At 68.1% G+C, this 17,368-nt stretch carries 15 protein-coding genes and 1 pseudogene; 6 read left to right on the top strand and 10 right to left on the bottom strand.

The genetic code is table 11. From position 1 onward, the window contains the following. Nucleotides 1-6 precede the first annotated feature (6 nt). Complete coding sequence (locus I8J32_RS16210; RefSeq protein ID WP_200613578.1) at nt 7-1,197, bottom strand: acyltransferase family protein; 1,191 nt, start codon at nt 1,195-1,197, stop codon at nt 7-9. A 160-nt stretch (nt 1,198-1,357) separates the two neighbouring features. On the opposite strand from I8J32_RS16210, the gene I8J32_RS16205 reads away from it, so the two are divergent. Then, nucleotides 1,358-2,251, top strand: a complete 894-nt coding sequence (locus I8J32_RS16205; RefSeq protein ID WP_200613575.1) for a LytTR family DNA-binding domain-containing protein — start codon at nt 1,358-1,360, stop codon at nt 2,249-2,251. 24 nt (nt 2,252-2,275) lie between these two features. Here the strand turns inward: I8J32_RS16205 and I8J32_RS16200 are convergent, their stop codons facing one another. The 4 genes and pseudogenes from I8J32_RS16200 to I8J32_RS16185 all read right to left on the bottom strand — a co-directional run bounded on the left by I8J32_RS16200 (nt 2,276) and on the right by I8J32_RS16185 (nt 8,056). Then, nucleotides 2,276-3,085 (bottom strand): ferredoxin--NADP reductase, encoded by an 810-nt coding sequence (locus tag I8J32_RS16200; protein WP_200613572.1) that lies wholly within the window; start codon nt 3,083-3,085, stop codon nt 2,276-2,278. A 68-nt stretch (nt 3,086-3,153) separates the two neighbouring features. Beyond that, complete coding sequence (locus I8J32_RS16195; RefSeq protein ID WP_200613569.1) at nt 3,154-4,827, bottom strand: ABC1 kinase family protein; 1,674 nt, start codon at nt 4,825-4,827, stop codon at nt 3,154-3,156. A 57-nt stretch (nt 4,828-4,884) separates the two neighbouring features. Beyond that, nucleotides 4,885-6,067, bottom strand: a pseudogene (locus tag I8J32_RS16190) (PQQ-dependent sugar dehydrogenase). A gap of 102 nt (nt 6,068-6,169) precedes the next feature. Then, entirely contained in the window at nt 6,170-8,056 is a 1,887-nt protein-coding gene (locus tag I8J32_RS16185; RefSeq protein WP_200613566.1) for an ABC transporter ATP-binding protein, read from the bottom strand. A gap of 528 nt (nt 8,057-8,584) precedes the next feature. Between I8J32_RS16185 and I8J32_RS16180 the strand changes: the two genes are divergently transcribed. The 3 genes from I8J32_RS16180 to I8J32_RS16170 all read left to right on the top strand — a co-directional run bounded on the left by I8J32_RS16180 (nt 8,585) and on the right by I8J32_RS16170 (nt 11,666). Beyond that, nucleotides 8,585-9,400, top strand: a complete 816-nt coding sequence (locus tag I8J32_RS16180) for an FHA domain-containing protein (RefSeq protein WP_200613563.1) — start codon at nt 8,585-8,587, stop codon at nt 9,398-9,400. A gap of 269 nt (nt 9,401-9,669) precedes the next feature. Further along, nucleotides 9,670-10,023, top strand: coding sequence for a hypothetical protein (locus I8J32_RS16175; protein ID WP_200613560.1), 354 nt, complete (start codon nt 9,670-9,672; stop codon nt 10,021-10,023). A gap of 80 nt (nt 10,024-10,103) precedes the next feature. Continuing rightward, the gene (locus tag I8J32_RS16170) at nt 10,104-11,666 is read left to right on the top strand and encodes a fumarate hydratase (protein ID WP_200613558.1); all 1,563 of its coding nucleotides are present in this window, start codon (nt 10,104-10,106) and stop codon (nt 11,664-11,666) included. Nucleotides 11,667-11,751: 85 nt separating this feature from the next. Here I8J32_RS16170 and I8J32_RS16165 read toward each other — a convergent pair whose 3' ends face one another. Beyond that, nucleotides 11,752-13,017 carry a phospholipase D-like domain-containing protein gene (locus I8J32_RS16165; protein WP_200613555.1) on the bottom strand — a complete coding sequence of 422 codons (1,266 nt, stop codon included), beginning with the start codon at nt 13,015-13,017 and terminating at the stop codon, nt 11,752-11,754. 165 nt (nt 13,018-13,182) lie between these two features. Then, nucleotides 13,183-13,683 (bottom strand): DUF456 domain-containing protein, encoded by a 501-nt coding sequence (locus I8J32_RS16160; protein WP_200613553.1) that lies wholly within the window; start codon nt 13,681-13,683, stop codon nt 13,183-13,185. Nucleotides 13,684-13,918: 235 nt separating this feature from the next. On the opposite strand from I8J32_RS16160, the gene I8J32_RS16155 reads away from it, so the two are divergent. Continuing rightward, complete coding sequence (locus tag I8J32_RS16155) at nt 13,919-14,125, top strand: cold-shock protein (protein ID WP_200613551.1); 207 nt, start codon at nt 13,919-13,921, stop codon at nt 14,123-14,125. Between the two features lie 255 nt (nt 14,126-14,380). Here the strand turns inward: I8J32_RS16155 and I8J32_RS16150 are convergent, their stop codons facing one another. Both I8J32_RS16150 and I8J32_RS16145 read right to left on the bottom strand, forming a co-directional pair. Then, nucleotides 14,381-14,857, bottom strand: coding sequence for a glycine zipper 2TM domain-containing protein (locus I8J32_RS16150; protein WP_200613549.1), 477 nt, complete (start codon nt 14,855-14,857; stop codon nt 14,381-14,383). Nucleotides 14,858-15,129: 272 nt separating this feature from the next. Next, nucleotides 15,130-15,573, bottom strand: a complete 444-nt coding sequence (locus I8J32_RS16145) for a cytochrome c (protein ID WP_200613547.1) — start codon at nt 15,571-15,573, stop codon at nt 15,130-15,132. A 197-nt stretch (nt 15,574-15,770) separates the two neighbouring features. Between I8J32_RS16145 and I8J32_RS16140 the strand changes: the two genes are divergently transcribed. Continuing rightward, a complete protein-coding gene (locus I8J32_RS16140) occupies nt 15,771-16,577 on the top strand; it encodes a tRNA threonylcarbamoyladenosine dehydratase (RefSeq protein WP_407060978.1) in 807 nt (268 codons plus the stop codon). 12 nt (nt 16,578-16,589) lie between these two features. Here the strand turns inward: I8J32_RS16140 and I8J32_RS16135 are convergent, their stop codons facing one another. After that, a complete protein-coding gene (locus I8J32_RS16135; protein ID WP_200613545.1) occupies nt 16,590-17,366 on the bottom strand; it encodes a TatD family hydrolase in 777 nt (258 codons plus the stop codon). Nucleotides 17,367-17,368: the final 2 nt, after the last annotated feature.

Here is a 17,368-nt window from a genome sequence, read left to right as displayed (position 1 = left end):
TCGAACCTACGCGCCCGCCGGCTCGATACCCGTCGCCGTCGGTGCGGCCACATCCTGCCTGCGTGCCTTCAGCCCGAAACACGGCCGCAGCCACGCCACGCGCCGGATCGCCGCATGCAGAGTCCAGCAGCCGAGCACCGTGGAGGTGATCACCGCGAGGGGCTCCAGCACAGGGCCCAGGTGCATGGGCATCAGCCACCACGCAAAGACCAGGATCAGGCTCTGGTGCAGCACGTACCAGGGGTAGACCGCTTCATTGGCCCAGCGCAGCCATGGCATCGGCCGGTCCAGCAGCGCCTTGCCCCAGCCGAGGATCGCGCACAGCGCCATCCACTTGTAGAAGTTCCGGATCGTGCGCCCCACGGCATACAGCCACTCGGGCGAATCGTCAGGCAGGACGAACACCATCCACGCGTACACCGCGAACAGCGCCAGCGCCGAGCCCAGGGCGTACCGGCGCAGGCGCACCAGCTCGGCCCATAGCGCTTCGTGCGTGCCCAGCCACCAGCCGTACAGGAAGACAGTGAAGTACAGCGCGTGGCGATACCAGTCGTGGACCAGGTCGCCGGTGTCCTCGAAGAACGGTTGCAGGGTGAAGGTCCACAGCACCAGCGGCAACGCGGGTACGGTCAGCAGCCAGGCCCCGCGCAGGCGGGTCAGCGGATTGCCCAGCCGGCGCAGCACGGGCAGCAGCACAGCGAAGGCCAGCGTGTAGCACCACAGGTAGGCCAGGTACCACAGGTGGTTCCAGGTGAAGGAGTGCTGCCACCCGTCAAAGGCGCCCACCGGCCAGGACCGTCCGCCAAAGTAGTCGGCCAGGAACGACAGGTAGCCCGGTTCGACCACGCCGTTGGCCATGCCCTGCAGATACGGCTGCACGGGCACGATCAGCAGACAGCCGAACACAAGGGGCAGCAGTAGCCGGAGGCTGCGCTGTCCGATGAAGCGCCACGCGGCCGTGTCCCGCAGCAGGAAATGCACCGACAGGCCCGAGATCAGGAAGATCAGGTCCATCCGCCAGCGATTGACGAAGAGCATGGGCAACTGGAGCCATTCACCCTGGTAGGTGCTCTTGAGGTGCCAGTCCCAGTCCTCCCCGGCCACCCACAGCATGCAGCAGTGGTAGAGGATCAGCAGTCCGAAGGCGAGGGCGCGCAGGGCGTCGATATCGTGGCGGCGGGCGGGAACGAGAGCCATGGGCGCGGGGCAGGGGAAGTGGACGTGCCGACGATGCTGCGCGGGCGGACCGGCCCGTGGGCAGCGGCAAGTGATTGATCGGGCTGGCCCGGGGACGAGTCGCGGGCCGGCGGGACGAACCGGGAGCTGCCGCGGCGGCGGCTGGGCGACAATGCGTCCCATGTCATCGACCGCCCGTCCCTCCGCCCCCGACGCCAGCCTCTGGGACCGCTACCAGCCATTTCGCCGCAGCTTCGAGTGGGGGTTCTGGATCGTCAGCTACCTGGTCGGGGCCATCACCCATTCGCTGACCACGCTGATGGATATCCGGCGGCTGGACCTGGGCTTCGAGGCCTGGGAACCGGCGGCCTGGGAGTGGACCAGCCATGGGGTTGCCCTGGCCCTGGTGCCGGCGGTGCTCTGGTACACGCGCCGCTTTCCGCTGCACGTGGACACCTGGCGCCGCAGCCTCCCCTGGCTCGCCCTGGGCAGCGTGGCCTGGTCGGCCCTGCACGTGGCGGGGATGGTGGCCCTGCGCAAGGTGATCTACGCCGCCCAGGGCGACCAGTACAACTTCAGTCCCTGGCTGCTCGAGTTCGTGTACGAGTACCTCAAGGACTTCCGCCACTTCGCCGGCATGGTGGTCACCATCGAGGGCTACCGGCTGCTCGTGCGCCGGTTGCAGGGCGAGGCCAGTGTGCTGGCGGCGCCGGAGGGCGCTCCCGCCGCGGAGCCGATGGACCGGCCCGAACGCTTCCTGGTCCGCAAGCTGGGCAAGGAGTTCCTCGTCGCGGCGGGGGACGTCGAATGGCTCCAGGCATCCGGCAATTACGTGAACCTGCATGTGCGCGGTCGGGACTATCCCCTGCGCACCACGATGGCGGCCATCGAGGCGCAGCTCGATCCGGCCCGCTTCGTGCGCGTGCACCGCAGTTTCATCGTCAACCTGGACTGCGTCGGGGAGATCGAACCGCTGGACACGGGCGACGCCCGCATCGCGATGCGCGACGGCACGCCGATCCCGTGCAGCCGCACCTACCGGGATGCGCTGCGGCCGGAACGACGGGCGGCTTAGGCGCGCGGCTCTCGCGCGCCCGGCTCACTTCTCCACGAACGCCCGCTCGTACACGTACTGCCCCGGCGTCCCGATGCGCGGGGCGGCGGTGAAGCCCCGCCCATCAAGGAGCGCGCGGAAGTCCGCCAGCATCTGCGGGCTGCCGCAGATCATCGCGCGGTCGTGCCGGGCATCCAGCGGATCCAGGCCCAGTTGTTCCATCATCCGGCCCGAGGCCATCAGGTCGGTCAGGCGACCGCGATGGTCGCGGCCGGCGAACTGGAAGTCCTCGCGGGTGACGGCGGGGTAGTACAGCAACTGCGCGGCGATCTGCTCGCCGAGGAATTCGTGCCGGGGCAGTTCGTTGACGATGTAGTCGCGGTAGGCGAGGTCCTGCGCGCTGCGCACGCCATGGCACAGGACGACGCGTTCGAAACGCTCGTAGGTCGCCGGGTCCTTGATGATGGCCAGCCACGGGGCGAACCCGGTGCCCGTACCCAGCAGGTAGAGGTTGCGGCCGGGATGCAGGTCATGGACCAGCAGGGTGCCGGTGGGCTTGCGGCCGATCAGCACGGTGTCGCCGGGCTGGATGTCGCGCAGGCGCGAGGTCAAGGGACCGCCAGGTACCTTGATGCTGAAGAACTCCAGCTGTTCTTCCCAGTTGGCGCTGGCGATCGAATAGGCGCGCAGCAACGGGCGGCTGCTGCCGTCGGCTTGCGGTACCGACAGGCCGATCATCACGAACTGGCCGTTGTCGAAGCGGAACCCGTCGTCGCGGGTGGTGGTGAAGCTGAAGTAGTCGTCCGTCCAGTGACGGACGTCCAGCACGGTCTCGGTGCCGAAGGCGGAGGACATTCTGGGGTGGGTGCTGCGTGGGGATCCGTAGTTTAGCGGTCCCGGCCGCAGCGCGCTTTTTCGGGGCGTCAGCGCGGACCGGGTTCTTCCCTGGGCTTGGCCTTGCGGTCGCTGAGCAGGGCGCTGATGACGATCGCCAGGCCCAGGCCGCTGGCGATGAGGAACAGCACGATCGCCAGCGCCGGATAGCCGAACAGCCGCGCGCCGGTCTCCACGCGCATCAGCAGCGCCGAGGCCATGATCAGCGCGGCCACGATCACGCCGGTGGAAATCCGGTTCGCGATCTTCTGCAGGTTCTCCATGAGGTGCGATTCCTCCAGCCCGGTCATCCGCACCTGCAGGCGGTTCTCCGACAGCAGCGACAGGATGTCGGAGACCTTGCGCGGCGCCTCGCGCAACAGCGACTGCACTTCCATCAGTTCGCTGGCCATGTTGGCCGGGGAAAAGGCCTTGCGCATGCGCTGGCGCATCACCTGGTTGAGGTGTTCCTCCACCACGCACTTCACGTCCAGTTCCGGGTCCAGCACGCGGGACACGCGCTCCAGGTTCAGCAGCGTCTTGCCCAGCAGGCTCATTTCCGGCGGCGTGCGCAGGTTGCAGGCAGTGGCCAGGCGGACGATGTCCAGCATCAGCCGGCCCTCGGAGAGCGACTGCGATCCCGAGTGTGCCGCGTAGCGCGCCACCATTTGCCCGATCTCGCGCAGGAAACGCTCCTGCTCGAAGTCCTCCAGCCGCGTGCCCAGCGCGATGGCTTCGTAGGCCACTTCCTCGCCGCGGCCATCCACCGCCGCGAACAGCAGCTTCAGCAGGCGCTCGCGCTGTTTGGGCGGGACGTGGGCGACCATGCCCAGGTCGAACAGCGCCAGGCGGCCGTCGTTGGTCACCAGCAGGTTGCCGGGGTGAGGGTCGGCGTGGATCTCGCCGTGGACGAAGGTCTGGTCGAGATAGGCGCGCATCAGCGTCGCGGCCAGCTCGCCCATCTTCTGCTCGGTGCGCCGCAGGCCCGAGACGCGCGTGACCTTGGTGCCTTCCACGAGGTCCATCGTCAGCACCCGGCTGCAGGTCAGGTCCCATACCGGCGCGGGGACGAACAACTGCGGATAGGCGGCGAAGTGCTCGCCGAATCGCTCCAGGTTCTCCGCTTCGCTGCGGTAGTCCAGTTCGCCCAGCAGGGTCTTGCGGAACTCGTGCACCCAGTCGGCGAAGTGCACCCGGCGTCCCAGGTCGGTGACCCGGTCTGCCTGGCCGGCCACGGTGGCGAGCGCATCCAGATCAGCGCGGATGGTGTTCTCGATGTCGGGTCGCTGCACCTTTACTGCCACGTGCCGGCCGTCGCGCAGCACGGCGCGATGGACCTGCGCAAGTGACGCCGAGCCCAGCGGGGTTTCGTCGAATTCGAGGAAGGCCTTGGTGATGCGTACGCCCAGGGCTTGTTCGACCACCTCGCGCACCTGGTCGAAGTCGATCGGGGCCACGTCGTCCTGCATGCGCTCGAGCGCATCGATGTATTCCGGCGGCACCATGTCGGGACGGGTGGACAGCGCCTGCCCGATCTTGACGAAGGTCGGCCCCAGGGCCTCCAGGTCTGCGGTGAATTCCTCGGGTTTCCCCGCCGCCGCCGGCTCGCCCGCGGCAGCGGCCGCGTCCAGGTCGAGCCCGGTGAACACGCCTGCGGTGCGGTACTTCAGCAGGAACTGGAGGATCTGGGCGCTGCGCGAAAGCGGGGAGGGCTGGGCATTCATGCACCCAGCCTAGTCCGGTGGCTGTCAACGGGTCTTCATGCCGCGGCGATCGGCCCTTCAGCGCGGTGGCGCGAGCTCCAGCAGCGCGCCGTCATCCTGGTCGGTGAGCACGTACACGCGCCCGTCCGGCCCCACGCGCACGTCGCGGATGCGTTCGCCGCGCTCCTGCAGCAGTCGCTCCTCGCCGGTGATGCGGTCGCCGTCGAGTGACAGGCGAATCAGGTTGCCCTCCACCAGCGACCCCAGGAACAGGCTGTCGTTCCATTTCGAGCCGGGATGCCCGGTAAGGAAGGCCATGCCCGAAAGCGCGGGCGATTTCAGCCAGACGTGATGCGGCTGCTCCATTCCCGGCGCCGACCGGCCCGTGGACTCGGGAATCGGGAACCCCGAGTAGTTGATCCCGTGCGTGATCACCGGCCAGCCGTAGTTGCGTCCCGCGCGGGGGAGGTTGATCTCGTCGCCGCCGCGGGCCGTGTTCGCTCTCCCACAGCGTGCCCGTGCGGGGGTCGATGGCCAGCCCCTGCATGTTGCGGTGCCCGTAGCTGAAGATTTCAGGGCGCGCATCCTTGCGGCCGACGAAGGGATTGTCGGCCGGTACGCTGCCATCCAGGTTCAGCCGCACCAGCTTGCCCTGCAGCATGTCCAGCTTCTGCGCCGTGGGCCGGTCGTTGCGTTCGCCCTGGCTGATGAAGACGTGGCCCGCGTTGTCGAAGGCGAATCGCGAGCCGAAATGGTTGCCGCCTTCCAGCTTGGGTTCCTGGCGGTAGATCACGCGCACGCCGGTGATCGCGGATTCGCCCAGCGTGGCCATGGCGGCGGCAGTACCGGCGGTACCGTCGCCGCCGGGTTCGGCGTAGCTCAGGTAGATGCGTTTGCTGGTGGGGAAATCCGGGGCCAGCGCCACGTCGAGCAAGCCACCCTGGCCTTGTGCGAACACGTCGGGAACGCCGGTGAGGGGGGCGGACAGCGTGCCGTCGGCCGAAATGCGCCGCAGTCGGCCGGGCCTTTCGGTGACCAGGAAGCCGCCGTCGGGCAGCAGGGCCACGGCCCAGGGATGGTCGAGGCCGGAGGCGATGACGCGGACGCCCGGTTCACCCTCCGGGGTCGCCGGGCGGACCGGCGAGGGTGCTTCCGGCGCCGTTGACGCGCTGCTGGGACCTGCCGGCTCGCGCGCCTGGCAGGCCGAGAGCACGAGTGGTAGCAAGCCAGCCACCAGGCTGAGCGATGCGGCGCGCTTCATGCGGCAACTCCGTGGTGCGGTTGCGTTGGTGTAGGCAATTACAACCCCGGCTTCAAGTGCCGCAGGGCCCGAGCGGCAGCGGCCATGGGCGGTCCCGCGGGTTCAGCGATACCCCGCCGCCTGCAGTTCGAACAGTTCAGCGTATCGCCCGCCCTGTGCCAGCAGTTGCTCGTGCGTGCCGCTGGCCTCCAGCCGGCCCTCATTGAGCACCAGGATCCGGTCGGCCATGCGCACGCTGCTGAAGCGGTGGGAAATCAGGACCGCGGTCTTGCCGTGGGAGAGTTCCTTGAAGCGCTGGAACACCTCGAACTCGCTGCGTGCGTCGAGCGCCGCGGTGGGTTCGTCCAGGATCATCACCTGCGCATCGCGCATGTAGGCGCGCGCAATGGCGATCTTCTGCCACTGGCCGCCGGACAGATCGACGCCGTTCTTGAAACGGCGGCCGATGGGCTGGTCGTATCCCTGCGGCAACGACTCGATGAGCTTGTCGGCCATTGCGCGGCGCGCGGCGTCGCGAATGCGTTCGATGTCGCCCATCGCATCGACCTGGCCGACGGCGATGTTCTCGCCGGCGGTCAGGTGGTAGCGCACGAAGTCCTGGAAGATGACCCCGATGTTGGCGCGCAGGTCGTCGAGGTCGTAGTCACGCAGGTCGCGGCCATCGAGCAGGATGCGCCCCTCGTCGGGGTCGTACAGCCGCGCGAGCAGCTTCACCAGCGTGGTCTTGCCGGCGCCGTTCTCGCCCACCAGCGCCAGGACCTCGCCGGCGTGCAGCTGGAAGTCCAGTCCGCGCAGCGCCCAGCGCTCGGCGTCGGGATAGCGGAAGCCGACGTTCTCGAATTCGAAACCCTTCGTGATCGGCTGCGGAACCGGCAGCGCGTCGGGGCGCGAGCGGATCTCCGGCTCGATCCGGAAGAAGGAGAACAGGTCGTCCAGGTACAGCGCCTGGCCGGCCACCTGCGAGAAGCCCACCAGAAGGCCTTCGAGCAGCTGGCGCAGCCGGTTGAAACTGCCGGCAAGGAAGGTAAGGTCGCCGATGGTGAAATCGCCGCGCACGGTGCGCCAGGCAATGTAGGCATAGGCGATGTAGTAGCCCAGCGTGCCCAGTGCCGCCAGCAGAGTGCCCCACAATGCACGGCGGCCGGCGAGTGTGCGGTTGGCCAGGTAGAAGCGGCTTGACAGCTCGCGGAAGCGCGCGATGAAGAAGCGGTTGAGGTTGAAGATCTTCACCTCTTTCGCCGTTTCCACGCTCGCGCCCATCTGGCGGATGTATTCGAGCTGGCGGCGCTCGGCGGTCCACTGGAAGTTGAGCGAGTAGCCCAGGGCGTTGAAGTGTGCCTCGCCGACGAAAGCCGGCACCAGGGCGATGGCCAGCAGCAGGATCAGCCACGGCGCGTACACCACCAGGCCCGCCGCGAAGCTGACCACCGTGATCGCGTCCTGGAGCTGTCCGAACAGCTGGCTCATCAGGTTCATCCGCCCCATGGTCTGGCGACGCGCGCGATCGAGTTTGTCCTGCAGGTCGGGGTCCTCGAAGTCCTCCAGGTCGAGCGTGGCCGCGTGTTCCATCAGGCGCACGCTGGTGGCGTTGGTGAACAGTTCCGACAGCAGCGTGTCGCCGTAGGTCGTCAGGCGCCCGAGCAGGTCGGAGCCGATCGCCAGGCCGAACTCGAGCACCAGCAGGCCCATCAGCGTTTCCAGCGCGCCGCTGTCCATGGCGGCCTGGAGCGTGGTGGTGCCCAGGCCGGTGCCGACCAGCCGCACGGCTTCGTCGATGATCAGCTTGCCTACATAGAGCATCGCCACCGGCAGGAAGGCGCGCACGATGCGCAGTCCGAGCGTGCCCAGTGTCAGCCAGCGGCTGGTGGCCCAGATCTGGCGCAGGAACGGCGGCAGGTTGCGCAGCGCGTCGAAGCGCTCGCGCAGGCTGGGCTGGGTGCTGCGCGCGTTGCGCAGGGCGTCGGGGCGCGAGGGGGCAGGCGTGGACATCGATCCATTGTGCCTGCCGCGTGTGCAGGGACCATCCAGACTGCCGCGGCTTCGGCGCCGGCGCAAACCGGTACGGACCGGGCCGCCCCGGCGGACGAAGGGTCGCAGTGGCGGGAGTCGCGGGTGTGGGGCGGCCACCTCGGTCAACGTTCGCCTGGCCCCGGCCGTCGCCGCATACCAAGGTCTTCCAGCACCCGGCCCCAGGCATCATCGGACGAGGTCGCCCCGTTTCTCGCGTGCATGGGATGTGCCGCGATCGCCGGGCCGGCGTCGACCGGTGCGCAAGAACCCGGATCGCGTCGCCCGCCGGCAGCCGGGGCCAACCGTTCACCGCTTGGACGTCCGCCCGCGTGCCGGTTCGCCGTTTGCTCTTCTGCAGAGCAGGGCCCGGCTCGTCGCGGATGACGGCCCGGCTCCAGGCGCGGTGGCGGAGCCGCTGCTTCACATCCTCCATGCGGCACCGCCGCTAGCGTCGCGGCTCGGTACCGGACCACGGTCGCCGCTGCGTGCGGCACACAGGGGCATGACATGTCGATCAAGCTGGTCTTCCCGGGCGGTGAGCATCCCCAGGTGCTGCTGGGACCCGGCGTCAATCGTGTCGGTTCCGATCCCCACGCGACCATCGTCATTGACCGCCCGGGTGTGCAGCCGGAGCACTGCCAGCTGCACGTCAACGCCACCGGCGTGGTGCTCGACGTTCCCCACGGCACGTCGGTCAGCGTCAATGGACGTCCCGTCGATGGCGTGATCGCCCTGCGCGCCGGCGACACCGTGGGGTTCGACCACGTGGTGGCGCGGCTGGCCTCCCTGGATGCCGCCCGTGAGGCTGCGCGTGAGGCCGCCAGTGGCCCGGCGGCCAATGACGACCCCGGACCTACGCGCGTACGCCCCGTCCTGCCGATGTTCGTGCTGAGAGGCGTCGGCGGCGGAGCCTTCGGCCGGAGTTATCCGCTGGAAGGGCCGCTGTCAGTCGGCCGATCGCCCGAGTGCGACGTCTACCTGCCCGAGCCGGGCCTGTCGCGACTGCACGCGCGTCTGGTGCCGGTCGATGACGGCGTGGAGATCCACGACCTGGGCGCCACCAACGGCACGTTCCTCAACGACCAGCGCGTATCGCACGCCACGGCGCGGATCGGCGACGAGATCCGGTTCGACCAGGTCCGGTTCCGGCTGGGAGGCAGCGCCGCTCCGTGCGCGTTGCAGGCGGGCAAGACGTCGCCGGTGGCAACCGAGCGCTCCGCTGCGGTTCGATCGTCGCGCAAGGCGATCTGGCCCGTTGCGGTGGGAGTGGCGACGCTGGTCGGGTTGGGCGTCGGCGCCATGACGCTCGCCCAGTTCCTCTAGCCAGAAATCCCTTCGTCGCGGCTGGAACGATACGCGCGGGAACCCGGCAGGGCTCGCCGCGACGCCCGGCCACGCGCCGTCGTATCCGATGAAGGCGTGCGCCAGATGCCCGATCGCACTGGCCGCTTCGTGCCAGGCATCGCTCCCAGCTGAACGCATCCCGAAAGGCGTTGCGACTGCAAGTCATCCGGGCTTGCGCGCTGCTCCGAATAGACGGGCGCATCACTTGGCGGAACCTAGCCTGATGCGACGAACGACGGGGGAATACCATGCTACTGACTGCAACCGTACTGCTGGCGCTGACCGCGTTGGGCGGACTGGTGATGGCCGCCATCCGCTTCACTCGCGCCGTCAACCCGCCGGCCTGGCTGGCGATGCTCCACGGCCTGCTGGCATCGGCCGGCCTGAGCCTGCTGATCTTCGATGTGTTCACCCGCGCGGTGCCGCCGGCCGCCATCCTGTCGATGGTTCTTTTCATCGCCGCCGCCGGCGGCGGAGCGATCCTCAGCCTGGTCTACAAGTGGCGGCACCGGCTGCTGCCGGCGTGGCTGGTGGCGGTACACGCGTTGCTGGCAGCGTGCGCCTTCGTGCTGCTCGTCGTAGCGGTCCTCGCCGACCACTAGGGGCCGCGGTGGCGAACCCCGGGCGGGGCGGCGAGGGCGGAGGGGTAGAATGGCCGTTTCCCCTCGCCAGCCCTGCCGCCGTGTCCGTCGCCAAGCCCACTTCCGCTTCCCCCGCCGACTTCGCCCCCGTCTCGATCCGCCAGGAAGACCTGATCCAGTCGGTGGCCGACGCGCTGCAGTACATCTCGTACTACCACCCCGTCGACTACATCAAGAGCCTGGCCGCTGCCTACGAGCGCGAACAGTCGCCGGCGGCCCGCGATGCCATCGCCCAGATTCTCATCAACTCGCGCATGTGCGCGGAGGGCCACCGGCCGATCTGCCAGGACACCGGCATCGTCACCGTGTTCCTGGAGATCGGCATGAGCGTGCGCTGGGACGACGCGACCCTGTCGGTGGAGGACATGGTTCACGAGGGTGTTCGCCGGGCCTACAACCACCCTGACAACAAGCTGCGCGCCTCGGTGCTGGCCGATCCGGCGGGCAGGCGCACCAACACGAAGGACAACACGCCGGGCGTGGTCAACGTCAAGGTCGTGCCGGGCAACACCGTCGAGGTCATCGTCGCCGCCAAGGGGGGCGGTTCGGAAGCCAAGAGCAAGTTCGCGATGCTCAACCCCTCCGACTCCATCGTGGACTGGGTCCTGAAGACAGTGCCCACCATGGGCGCGGGCTGGTGCCCGCCGGGCATGCTGGGCATCGGCATCGGCGGCACCGCCGAGAAGGCGATGCTGCTGGCCAAGGAAGCGCTGATGGAGCCGATCGACATCACCGACCTGCAAGCCCGCGGCGCCTCCAATCGCGCCGAGGAGCTGCGGCTGGAACTGTTCGAGAAGGTCAACGCGCTGGGCATCGGCGCACAGGGCCTTGGCGGTCTGACCACGGTGCTCGACATCAAGGTCAAGGACTATCCGACCCACGCGGCCAACCTTCCGGTCGCCCTGATCCCCAATTGCGCCGCCACCCGCCACGCGCACTTCACCCTGGATGGCAGCGGCCCGGTGATGCTGGACCCGCCGTCGCTGGCGGACTGGCCGCAGCTGACCTACGACGCCTCCAAGGGCCGTCGGGTCAACCTGGACACGGTCACCAGGGAGGAAGTCGCCTCCTGGAAGCCCGGCGAAGTGCTCCTGCTCAACGGCAAGCTGCTGACCGGCCGCGATGCGGCGCACAAGCGCATCGTCGAGATGCTCGACAAGGGCGAACCGCTGCCGGTCGATCTGCGTGGACGCTTCATCTACTACGTCGGCCCCGTGGACCCGGTCCGCGACGAAGTCGTCGGTCCGGCCGGCCCCACGACCGCCACGCGCATGGACAAGTTCACCGGTCAGGTGCTGGCCCAGACCGGCCTGATGGGCATGGTCGGCAAGGCCGAGCGCGGCCCGACGGCCATCGAGGCCATCCGCGAGCACCAGTCGGCCTACCTGATGGCGGTGGGCGGCGCGGCCTACCTGGTGTCGAAGGCGATCAAGGCCGCCCGCGTGGTCGGATTCGCCGACCTGGGCATGGAGGCGATCTACGAATTCCAGGTCGAGGACATGCCGGTGACCGTCGCGGTGGATTCGCGCGGTGAATCGGTGCACCAGTCCGGCCCGAAGGAATGGCAGGCACGCATCGGCAAGATCCCCGTGGTGGTCGGGTAGGGCACGGCCCGTCCAGGGGAGGGCGGGTCAGTGGGTCCCGCAGCCTCCATCGGGTTGGCCGCACGGCGTTCGGCTGACCCGGGCCTCAAAGCTGCGACTTGATCGGCAGCAGGAACTTCTCCGCGAACTTCTCGCGCGTGGGACGCTTCTCCCACAACGCATAGGTGTACTGCTTCGACTGTTTCAGGTCGGTCTCGAACACCTGCGTCATCGCCTCGGCGAAGGTGTGGTCGTAGACGTTCAGGCTGGCCTCGTCGTTGAGCTGGAAGGAGCGGATGTCGAAGTTCGTCGAGCCCACCGACACCATTTCCCTGTCCACGATCAGCAGCTTGGTGTGCAGCATGGTCGGCTGGTATTCGCTGATCTCCACGCCGGCCTTCAGCAGCGGGCCCCATTCTGCTTTCGAGGCCATCCGCACGGCGTCCGAATCGATGTGCTCGCCCGGCAGCAGGATCCGGATCCGCACGCCGCGCTTGCGGGCGGCGAGCAGGGCGCGCACGGCCAGGTCGTCGGGCACGAAATAGGACGCGGCCAGGTCGATGCTCTGCACCGAGGCGGCGATCGCCATCAGGTACATCAGGTGCATGCTCTCGCTGCCGCCGGCGGGCGAGGCGATGAACAGGTGCGCATCCATGCCGTTGACGGGTTTCAGCGCCGGGAAGTAGTCGGCGCCATTGAGGACCTGGCCGGTGGTCTTGATCCAGTTGTCGTTGAAGGCCGCCTGCATCTGGGCCACGGCCGGGCCTTCGATGCGGAAGTGCGACTCGCGCCAGTGGTCCGGGTCCTGGGCCTGTCCCATCCACTGGTCGGCGATGCCCACGCCGCCGGTGAACCCCACGCGCCCGTCCACCACCAGCAGCTTGCGGTGGGTACGGTTGTTGATGCGGCCCAGGTTGTACCAGCGCAGCGGACGGTAGTGGTACACCCGCACCCCCGCCTTCTCCATCCGCTCGATCAGGTCCTGGTCCATCTTGATGCTGCCGGCCCAGTCCACGGTGACATTGACGGCCACGCCGGCGGCGGCCCGCTCGCACAGCGCCTGGGTGAACTCCTCGCCGATCTTCCCCGACCAGTAGATATAGGTCTCGAAGGTGATCGTGCGTTGCGCGCCGCGGATGGCCTCGAGCATGGCGGGGAAGATTTCGTTCCCGTTCTGCAGCGCCTTGACCGTGTTCCCCTGGGTTATGCCGGGGCCCAGCAGGACGCCCATTTCCCGCCGGAACTGCGGGTCGGCGACCGCGTAGCGGTGTTCGATCTTGCGCTCCAGGCTTTTCTCTGGCGTCGCGAAATTCATGGCCAGGACGACGCCCAGCACTGAGATCGCCACGGCGATGACGACAGTCCATACCATTCTTTTACGGCTCCAGCGCTTGAGCATAGAGCGGGCAGGTTGGCGCGCCGCGCGCGCAGGAAGCGTGAAGCCTGAATTGCGCGCAGGCAGGATTGCACCCTGGGGTGGCGTGCCTGCCTGCGTCGGCGGGTGCCGGATCGCGAGGCGGTGTCAAGCAGGGAACGTTCAATACAGCCAGGCGATCACGAACACGCCGACCATCACGAAGGCCAGTCCCATCTTGAGCACCGTTCCCACGACGATACCCAGCCACGTACCCAGGCCCACCTTGGTCGCCTTGCCCAACTCCTGGCCGCCCACCCCGCGCAGCCAGAACAGTTCGCCGATCAGGGCGCCGACGAAGGGGCCGATGAACACCCCCACGAGCCCGAAGGCCAGCCCGGCGAAGGTGCCGATCACCGCCCCGACCAGCGCCGGCTTGCTGGCGCCCACCCGCTTGGCGCCCATCATCGTGGCCAGGAAGTCGATGCCCAGCGAGAGCAGGGTGAGCACCGCCAGGGCCGCGATCGTCCAGCCGCCGACCTCCTGGAAATCCCCGGCCCAGGCCGCCAGCAGCATGCCGGCGAAGACCAGGGGCAGGCCGGGCAGGGCCGGCAGGATCGTACCCACGATGCCGACCAGCATCATCACCACGGCCAGGACATAAAACACTGTTTCAGGCGTCATCCTCATCCCCGATTTGGTGGGCCGTTCCGGCCCCCTCCGGGCGGCTGCCCGTGTCGTTGCATTTTGACCGATCCCTTGTTACGTTGCGGGCGCTGTGTTTGCCAGGGTCACCGTGAATCGTGGCCCGATGCGGTTGATCCACCGATCGCTACATCGTTGCACCTCGCTTCCTCCTTGCGAACCAGCACACGGCATCGGCCGTGTCTCAACCAGCAACGTTCCAAGGAGCAAGTAAATGTCCCGCGAAAACGGTACCGTGAAGTGGTTCAACGACGCCAAGGGCTTCGGCTTCATCAGCCGTGAAAACGGCGAAGACGTGTTCGTGCATTTCCGCGCGATCCAGAGCCAGGGCTTCAAGAGCCTGAAGGAAGGCCAGAAGGTTTCGTTCACCGTCGTCCAGGGCCAGAAGGGCCTGCAGGCCGACGCCGTCGAGCCGATGTAATTTTGTTTCCCGGCGCGGGCTGTCCGCCGCCAGGAGAATTCGAAACCCGGCCCCGGCCGGGTTTCTTTTTGGGCGCGGATTCCATGGTGCATCGCGGAAAAACCGAACGGCCCGCCAAGGCGGGCCGTTCGGGATGTGCGGGATGCTGCCGGGGCTTTCCTGCCCCCTGGCCCCTACCTGGCATCCTGCCCGGGGCGGATCAGGCGAAGGCCTGGCTCAGGCCACGAGGACCGGCCAGGTTCTCACCAACTCGGGTCAGCGAACCCAGGCACGGCCGTTTGCGACGCGGACATAGGAACCCTCGCGGATTCCGCCCAGGTCGCTCTGGGAAACCGTCACGAAGCGCCCGTCATCCAGACGCACGGTGACGTTGTAGCTCGGGTGGTTGCCGACGTTGCGCTGGATCGCCGCGCCAGCGACGGCGCCAGCCGCGGCGCCGGCCACGGTCGCCGTGTTCTGGCGACCCTTGCTCTCGTCCTCGGCCAGCTCACGGCCCGCGGCCGCACCGACCAGACCGCCGATCACGGCCCCGGTGGCGCCACTGCGGGTGCCGGTGCCAACGGTTTCGATACGGGTGACGGTGCCGCAGTCGTAGCAGGTGGCCGTGCTGCTGCCATAGCTCGGGCTGCTGTATCCATTGCCGCTGTAGGTGGGCGAGCTGGTGCAGCCAGCGAGGGCCACACATGCGGCGGCAGCCACGCCGAGCAGCGGAAGGGAATGACGGGTAATCATGCGACGCTCCTGTGTTCGGGAAGACGTCGTGGCATGCCGCAGGGCTGCCACGCGCTGCCAACCTAGGCGGCGCGCCGTGAACTGATGATCAAATGCGAATCAGCGATTCAGCCCATGTTTCGGCGCGCGTGGACGCGCCGTATAGGGCTTGCGGGTTCTGGCATCCCGGCTGCTTGACGCAATGGGCTGGTCGCTGCATGCGGCCGCGACCACGCGCGAGGGGGCAGTCGCCTTAGGAGGCGAGCTGCACCGGAACGATCAGACGGGACGACTCAACGGAAATCCTGATGGCAGGCCTTGCAGGCCTCGCCCACCTTCTGCGCCACCACGCCCACGCCCTGGCACTGCATCGGCGGCGAGGCAAGCGCGGCGTCGAGTGTCTCCCGCAGCTTGCTCGCCGCGTCGGCGAAACGCTGGTCGTCGGCCAGGTCGGGGAAGGCTGGCTCCAGGTCGTCGGCCATGACCCGCAGCGACTTGAGATGGGGCAGCGTGTCGGTCGCCGAGCAGCGGTTGCGGGTCACGGCCTGGTCCAGTTGCTTGAGGTGCCATTGCTGCACCTGCATCACGCTGCCGTGGAAGTGGTCGCGCCGGGCGTCCCATGCGCGCATCCCCATGACCACGGCCACCACACCCAGCACCAGGCCCAGCAGGAACACGAACAGGTAGCGCGAGGCGTTGCCGCCGCGGGTGGGGGTCACGGGACTGGGGTTGCTCATGGCGGCCTCCTGGACAATGGGCGGCACCATAGCAGCGCTCGTGTCGACTTCGCCAGAAGACTGACTGGAAAGCCATTGGATGGGTCCGCGGAGCGCGTTGGTCCGGGCGCAGAGCCGCACCGACCCCTCGACCAGATGCGGCGGGCCCGGGACGGCCCCTAGGCGATCGCGCACATCGCGCAAGTAAACTAGCGCGCATGACGACCCCTGCACTGGACCCGCGCTGGAGCGAACGCTTCGGCGGCATCGACCGCCTTTATGGAACCGGCGCGCTGGTGCGCTTCGCGCACAGCCGCGTAGCCGTCATCGGCATGGGCGGGGTCGGGTCATGGGCGGTGGAAGCCCTGGCGCGCAGCGGGGTCGGCCACATGTGCCTGATCGATGCAGACGACCTGTGCGTGTCCAATACCAACCGCCAGCTCCCGGCGCTGCAAGGCCAGTACGGGCGCAACAAGGTCGACGCGATGGCCGAGCGATGCCGCGCGATCAACCCGGACATCGAGGTGGAGGCCATTGCCAGTTTCCTCACCGCCGGCAACGTGGAGGTGCTGCTGGACCGCGGCTTCGACCTGGTGATCGATGCCTGCGACAGCTTCCGGAGCAAGGTCGAGCTTGTCGCCTGGTGTCGTCGTCGCAAGCTGCCGCTGATCGTCGTGGGATCGGCCGGCGGGCGCACCGATGCGACGCTCGTCCGCGTGCGCGATCTGTCGCGCACGGAACACGACGCGATGTTGGCCTTGGTCCGCAAGAAGCTGCGCAGCGAGTTCAACTTCCCGAAAAACAAGGATCGCTATTTCGGAATCTCGGCGATCTACTCGCTGGAGAACGTGCAGTACCCGCAACCGGACGGCAGCGTCTGCGGGGTGCGACCGCAGGTCAGCGGCGAGGCTGCCCTGAAACTCGATTGCGGCGCGGGCCTGGGCGCAGCCACGCACATCACAGGCACGTTCGCCTTCGCGGCGGTGGGGCGGGCGCTCGAACTGCTGCTCAAGAAGAAGGCGTAGCCCGCCGGCGCGTCAGAGGCGGAACAGGCGCAGCGCGTTCGCCGTCGTCGCTTCGGCGACCTTCGTCTCATCGACGCCGCGAAGCTGGGCGATGGTGGCTAGAACTTCCCGCAGGTGGGCCGGCTCGTTCCGCTCGCCGCGGTGGCCTGCATTGGGCTGGTCGGGGGAATCGGTTTCCAGCAGAAGCTGTTCCAGCGGCATCGAAGCGGCGAGTCGCCGCAGGCGGTTGGCACGTTCGTAGGTCACCGGGCCGCCCAGACCGATCAGGAACCCGAGGCTCCAGAGCTGCCGAGCCTGTTCCGGACTGCCCGAAAAGCTGTGCACCACGCCGCGCAGACCGCCGATCCGACGGATCGAGCCGATCACCGCATCGACGGAACGGCGTGCATGGACGATCACCGGGAGGTCGAATTCGCGCGCGATGCGAAGTTGCGCATCAAAGTAGAACTGCTGCGCCTGGCGATCGAGCGTATCCAGGAAGAAGTCCAGGCCGCATTCGCCCACGGCGACGGGTGGTCGCATCGACGACTGTTCGTGACGGAGCCAGGTGCGCAACTGGTCCAGGTGTTCCGGACGGTGGTTGGCCAGGCAGATCGGGTGCAGGCCATAGGCCGGGTGCAGGCCCGACGCCGACGCACAGACCGCACGCAGCTTGGGCCAGCCCGCGGCGTCCACGGCCGGCACGACCTGGCGCGCCACTCCGGCCGCATGCGCACGCTCCAGCGCCGCCTCGCGGTCGGCGTCGAATTCGGCCTGGTCGAAGTGGGAGTGGCTGTCGACGAGGTCCATGC

It is taken from the genome of Lysobacter solisilvae, assembly GCF_016613535.2.
Taxonomy (GTDB): Bacteria; Pseudomonadota; Gammaproteobacteria; order Xanthomonadales; family Xanthomonadaceae; genus Agrilutibacter; species Agrilutibacter solisilvae.
Note: the sequence above shows the minus strand (reverse complement) of the source record. Positions and strands in the feature narration are given on the sequence as shown.

What these genes read in the sequence shown, in the direction of transcription:
- I8J32_RS16200 (WP_200613572.1), bottom strand. Translation starts at nt 3,085, where the DNA reads ATGTCCTCCGCCTTCGGCACCGAGACCGTGCTGGACGTCCGTCACTGG.
- I8J32_RS16135 (WP_200613545.1), bottom strand. Translation starts at nt 17,366, where the DNA reads ATGGACCTCGTCGACAGCCACTCCCACTTCGACCAGGCCGAATTCGAC.
- I8J32_RS16150 (WP_200613549.1), bottom strand. Translation starts at nt 14,857, where the DNA reads ATGATTACCCGTCATTCCCTTCCGCTGCTCGGCGTGGCTGCCGCCGCA.
- I8J32_RS16145 (WP_200613547.1), bottom strand. Translation starts at nt 15,573, where the DNA reads ATGAGCAACCCCAGTCCCGTGACCCCCACCCGCGGCGGCAACGCCTCG.
- I8J32_RS16160 (WP_200613553.1), bottom strand. Translation starts at nt 13,683, where the DNA reads ATGACGCCTGAAACAGTGTTTTATGTCCTGGCCGTGGTGATGATGCTG.
- I8J32_RS16185 (WP_200613566.1), bottom strand. Translation starts at nt 8,056, where the DNA reads ATGTCCACGCCTGCCCCCTCGCGCCCCGACGCCCTGCGCAACGCGCGC.
- I8J32_RS16165 (WP_200613555.1), bottom strand. Translation starts at nt 13,017, where the DNA reads ATGGTATGGACTGTCGTCATCGCCGTGGCGATCTCAGTGCTGGGCGTC.
- I8J32_RS16155 (WP_200613551.1), top strand. Translation starts at nt 13,919, where the DNA reads ATGTCCCGCGAAAACGGTACCGTGAAGTGGTTCAACGACGCCAAGGGC.
- I8J32_RS16205 (WP_200613575.1), top strand. Translation starts at nt 1,358, where the DNA reads ATGTCATCGACCGCCCGTCCCTCCGCCCCCGACGCCAGCCTCTGGGAC.
- I8J32_RS16175 (WP_200613560.1), top strand. Translation starts at nt 9,670, where the DNA reads ATGCTACTGACTGCAACCGTACTGCTGGCGCTGACCGCGTTGGGCGGA.
- I8J32_RS16140 (WP_407060978.1), top strand. Translation starts at nt 15,771, where the DNA reads ATGACGACCCCTGCACTGGACCCGCGCTGGAGCGAACGCTTCGGCGGC.
- I8J32_RS16210 (WP_200613578.1), bottom strand. Translation starts at nt 1,197, where the DNA reads ATGGCTCTCGTTCCCGCCCGCCGCCACGATATCGACGCCCTGCGCGCC.
- I8J32_RS16195 (WP_200613569.1), bottom strand. Translation starts at nt 4,827, where the DNA reads ATGAATGCCCAGCCCTCCCCGCTTTCGCGCAGCGCCCAGATCCTCCAG.
- I8J32_RS16180 (WP_200613563.1), top strand. Translation starts at nt 8,585, where the DNA reads ATGTCGATCAAGCTGGTCTTCCCGGGCGGTGAGCATCCCCAGGTGCTG.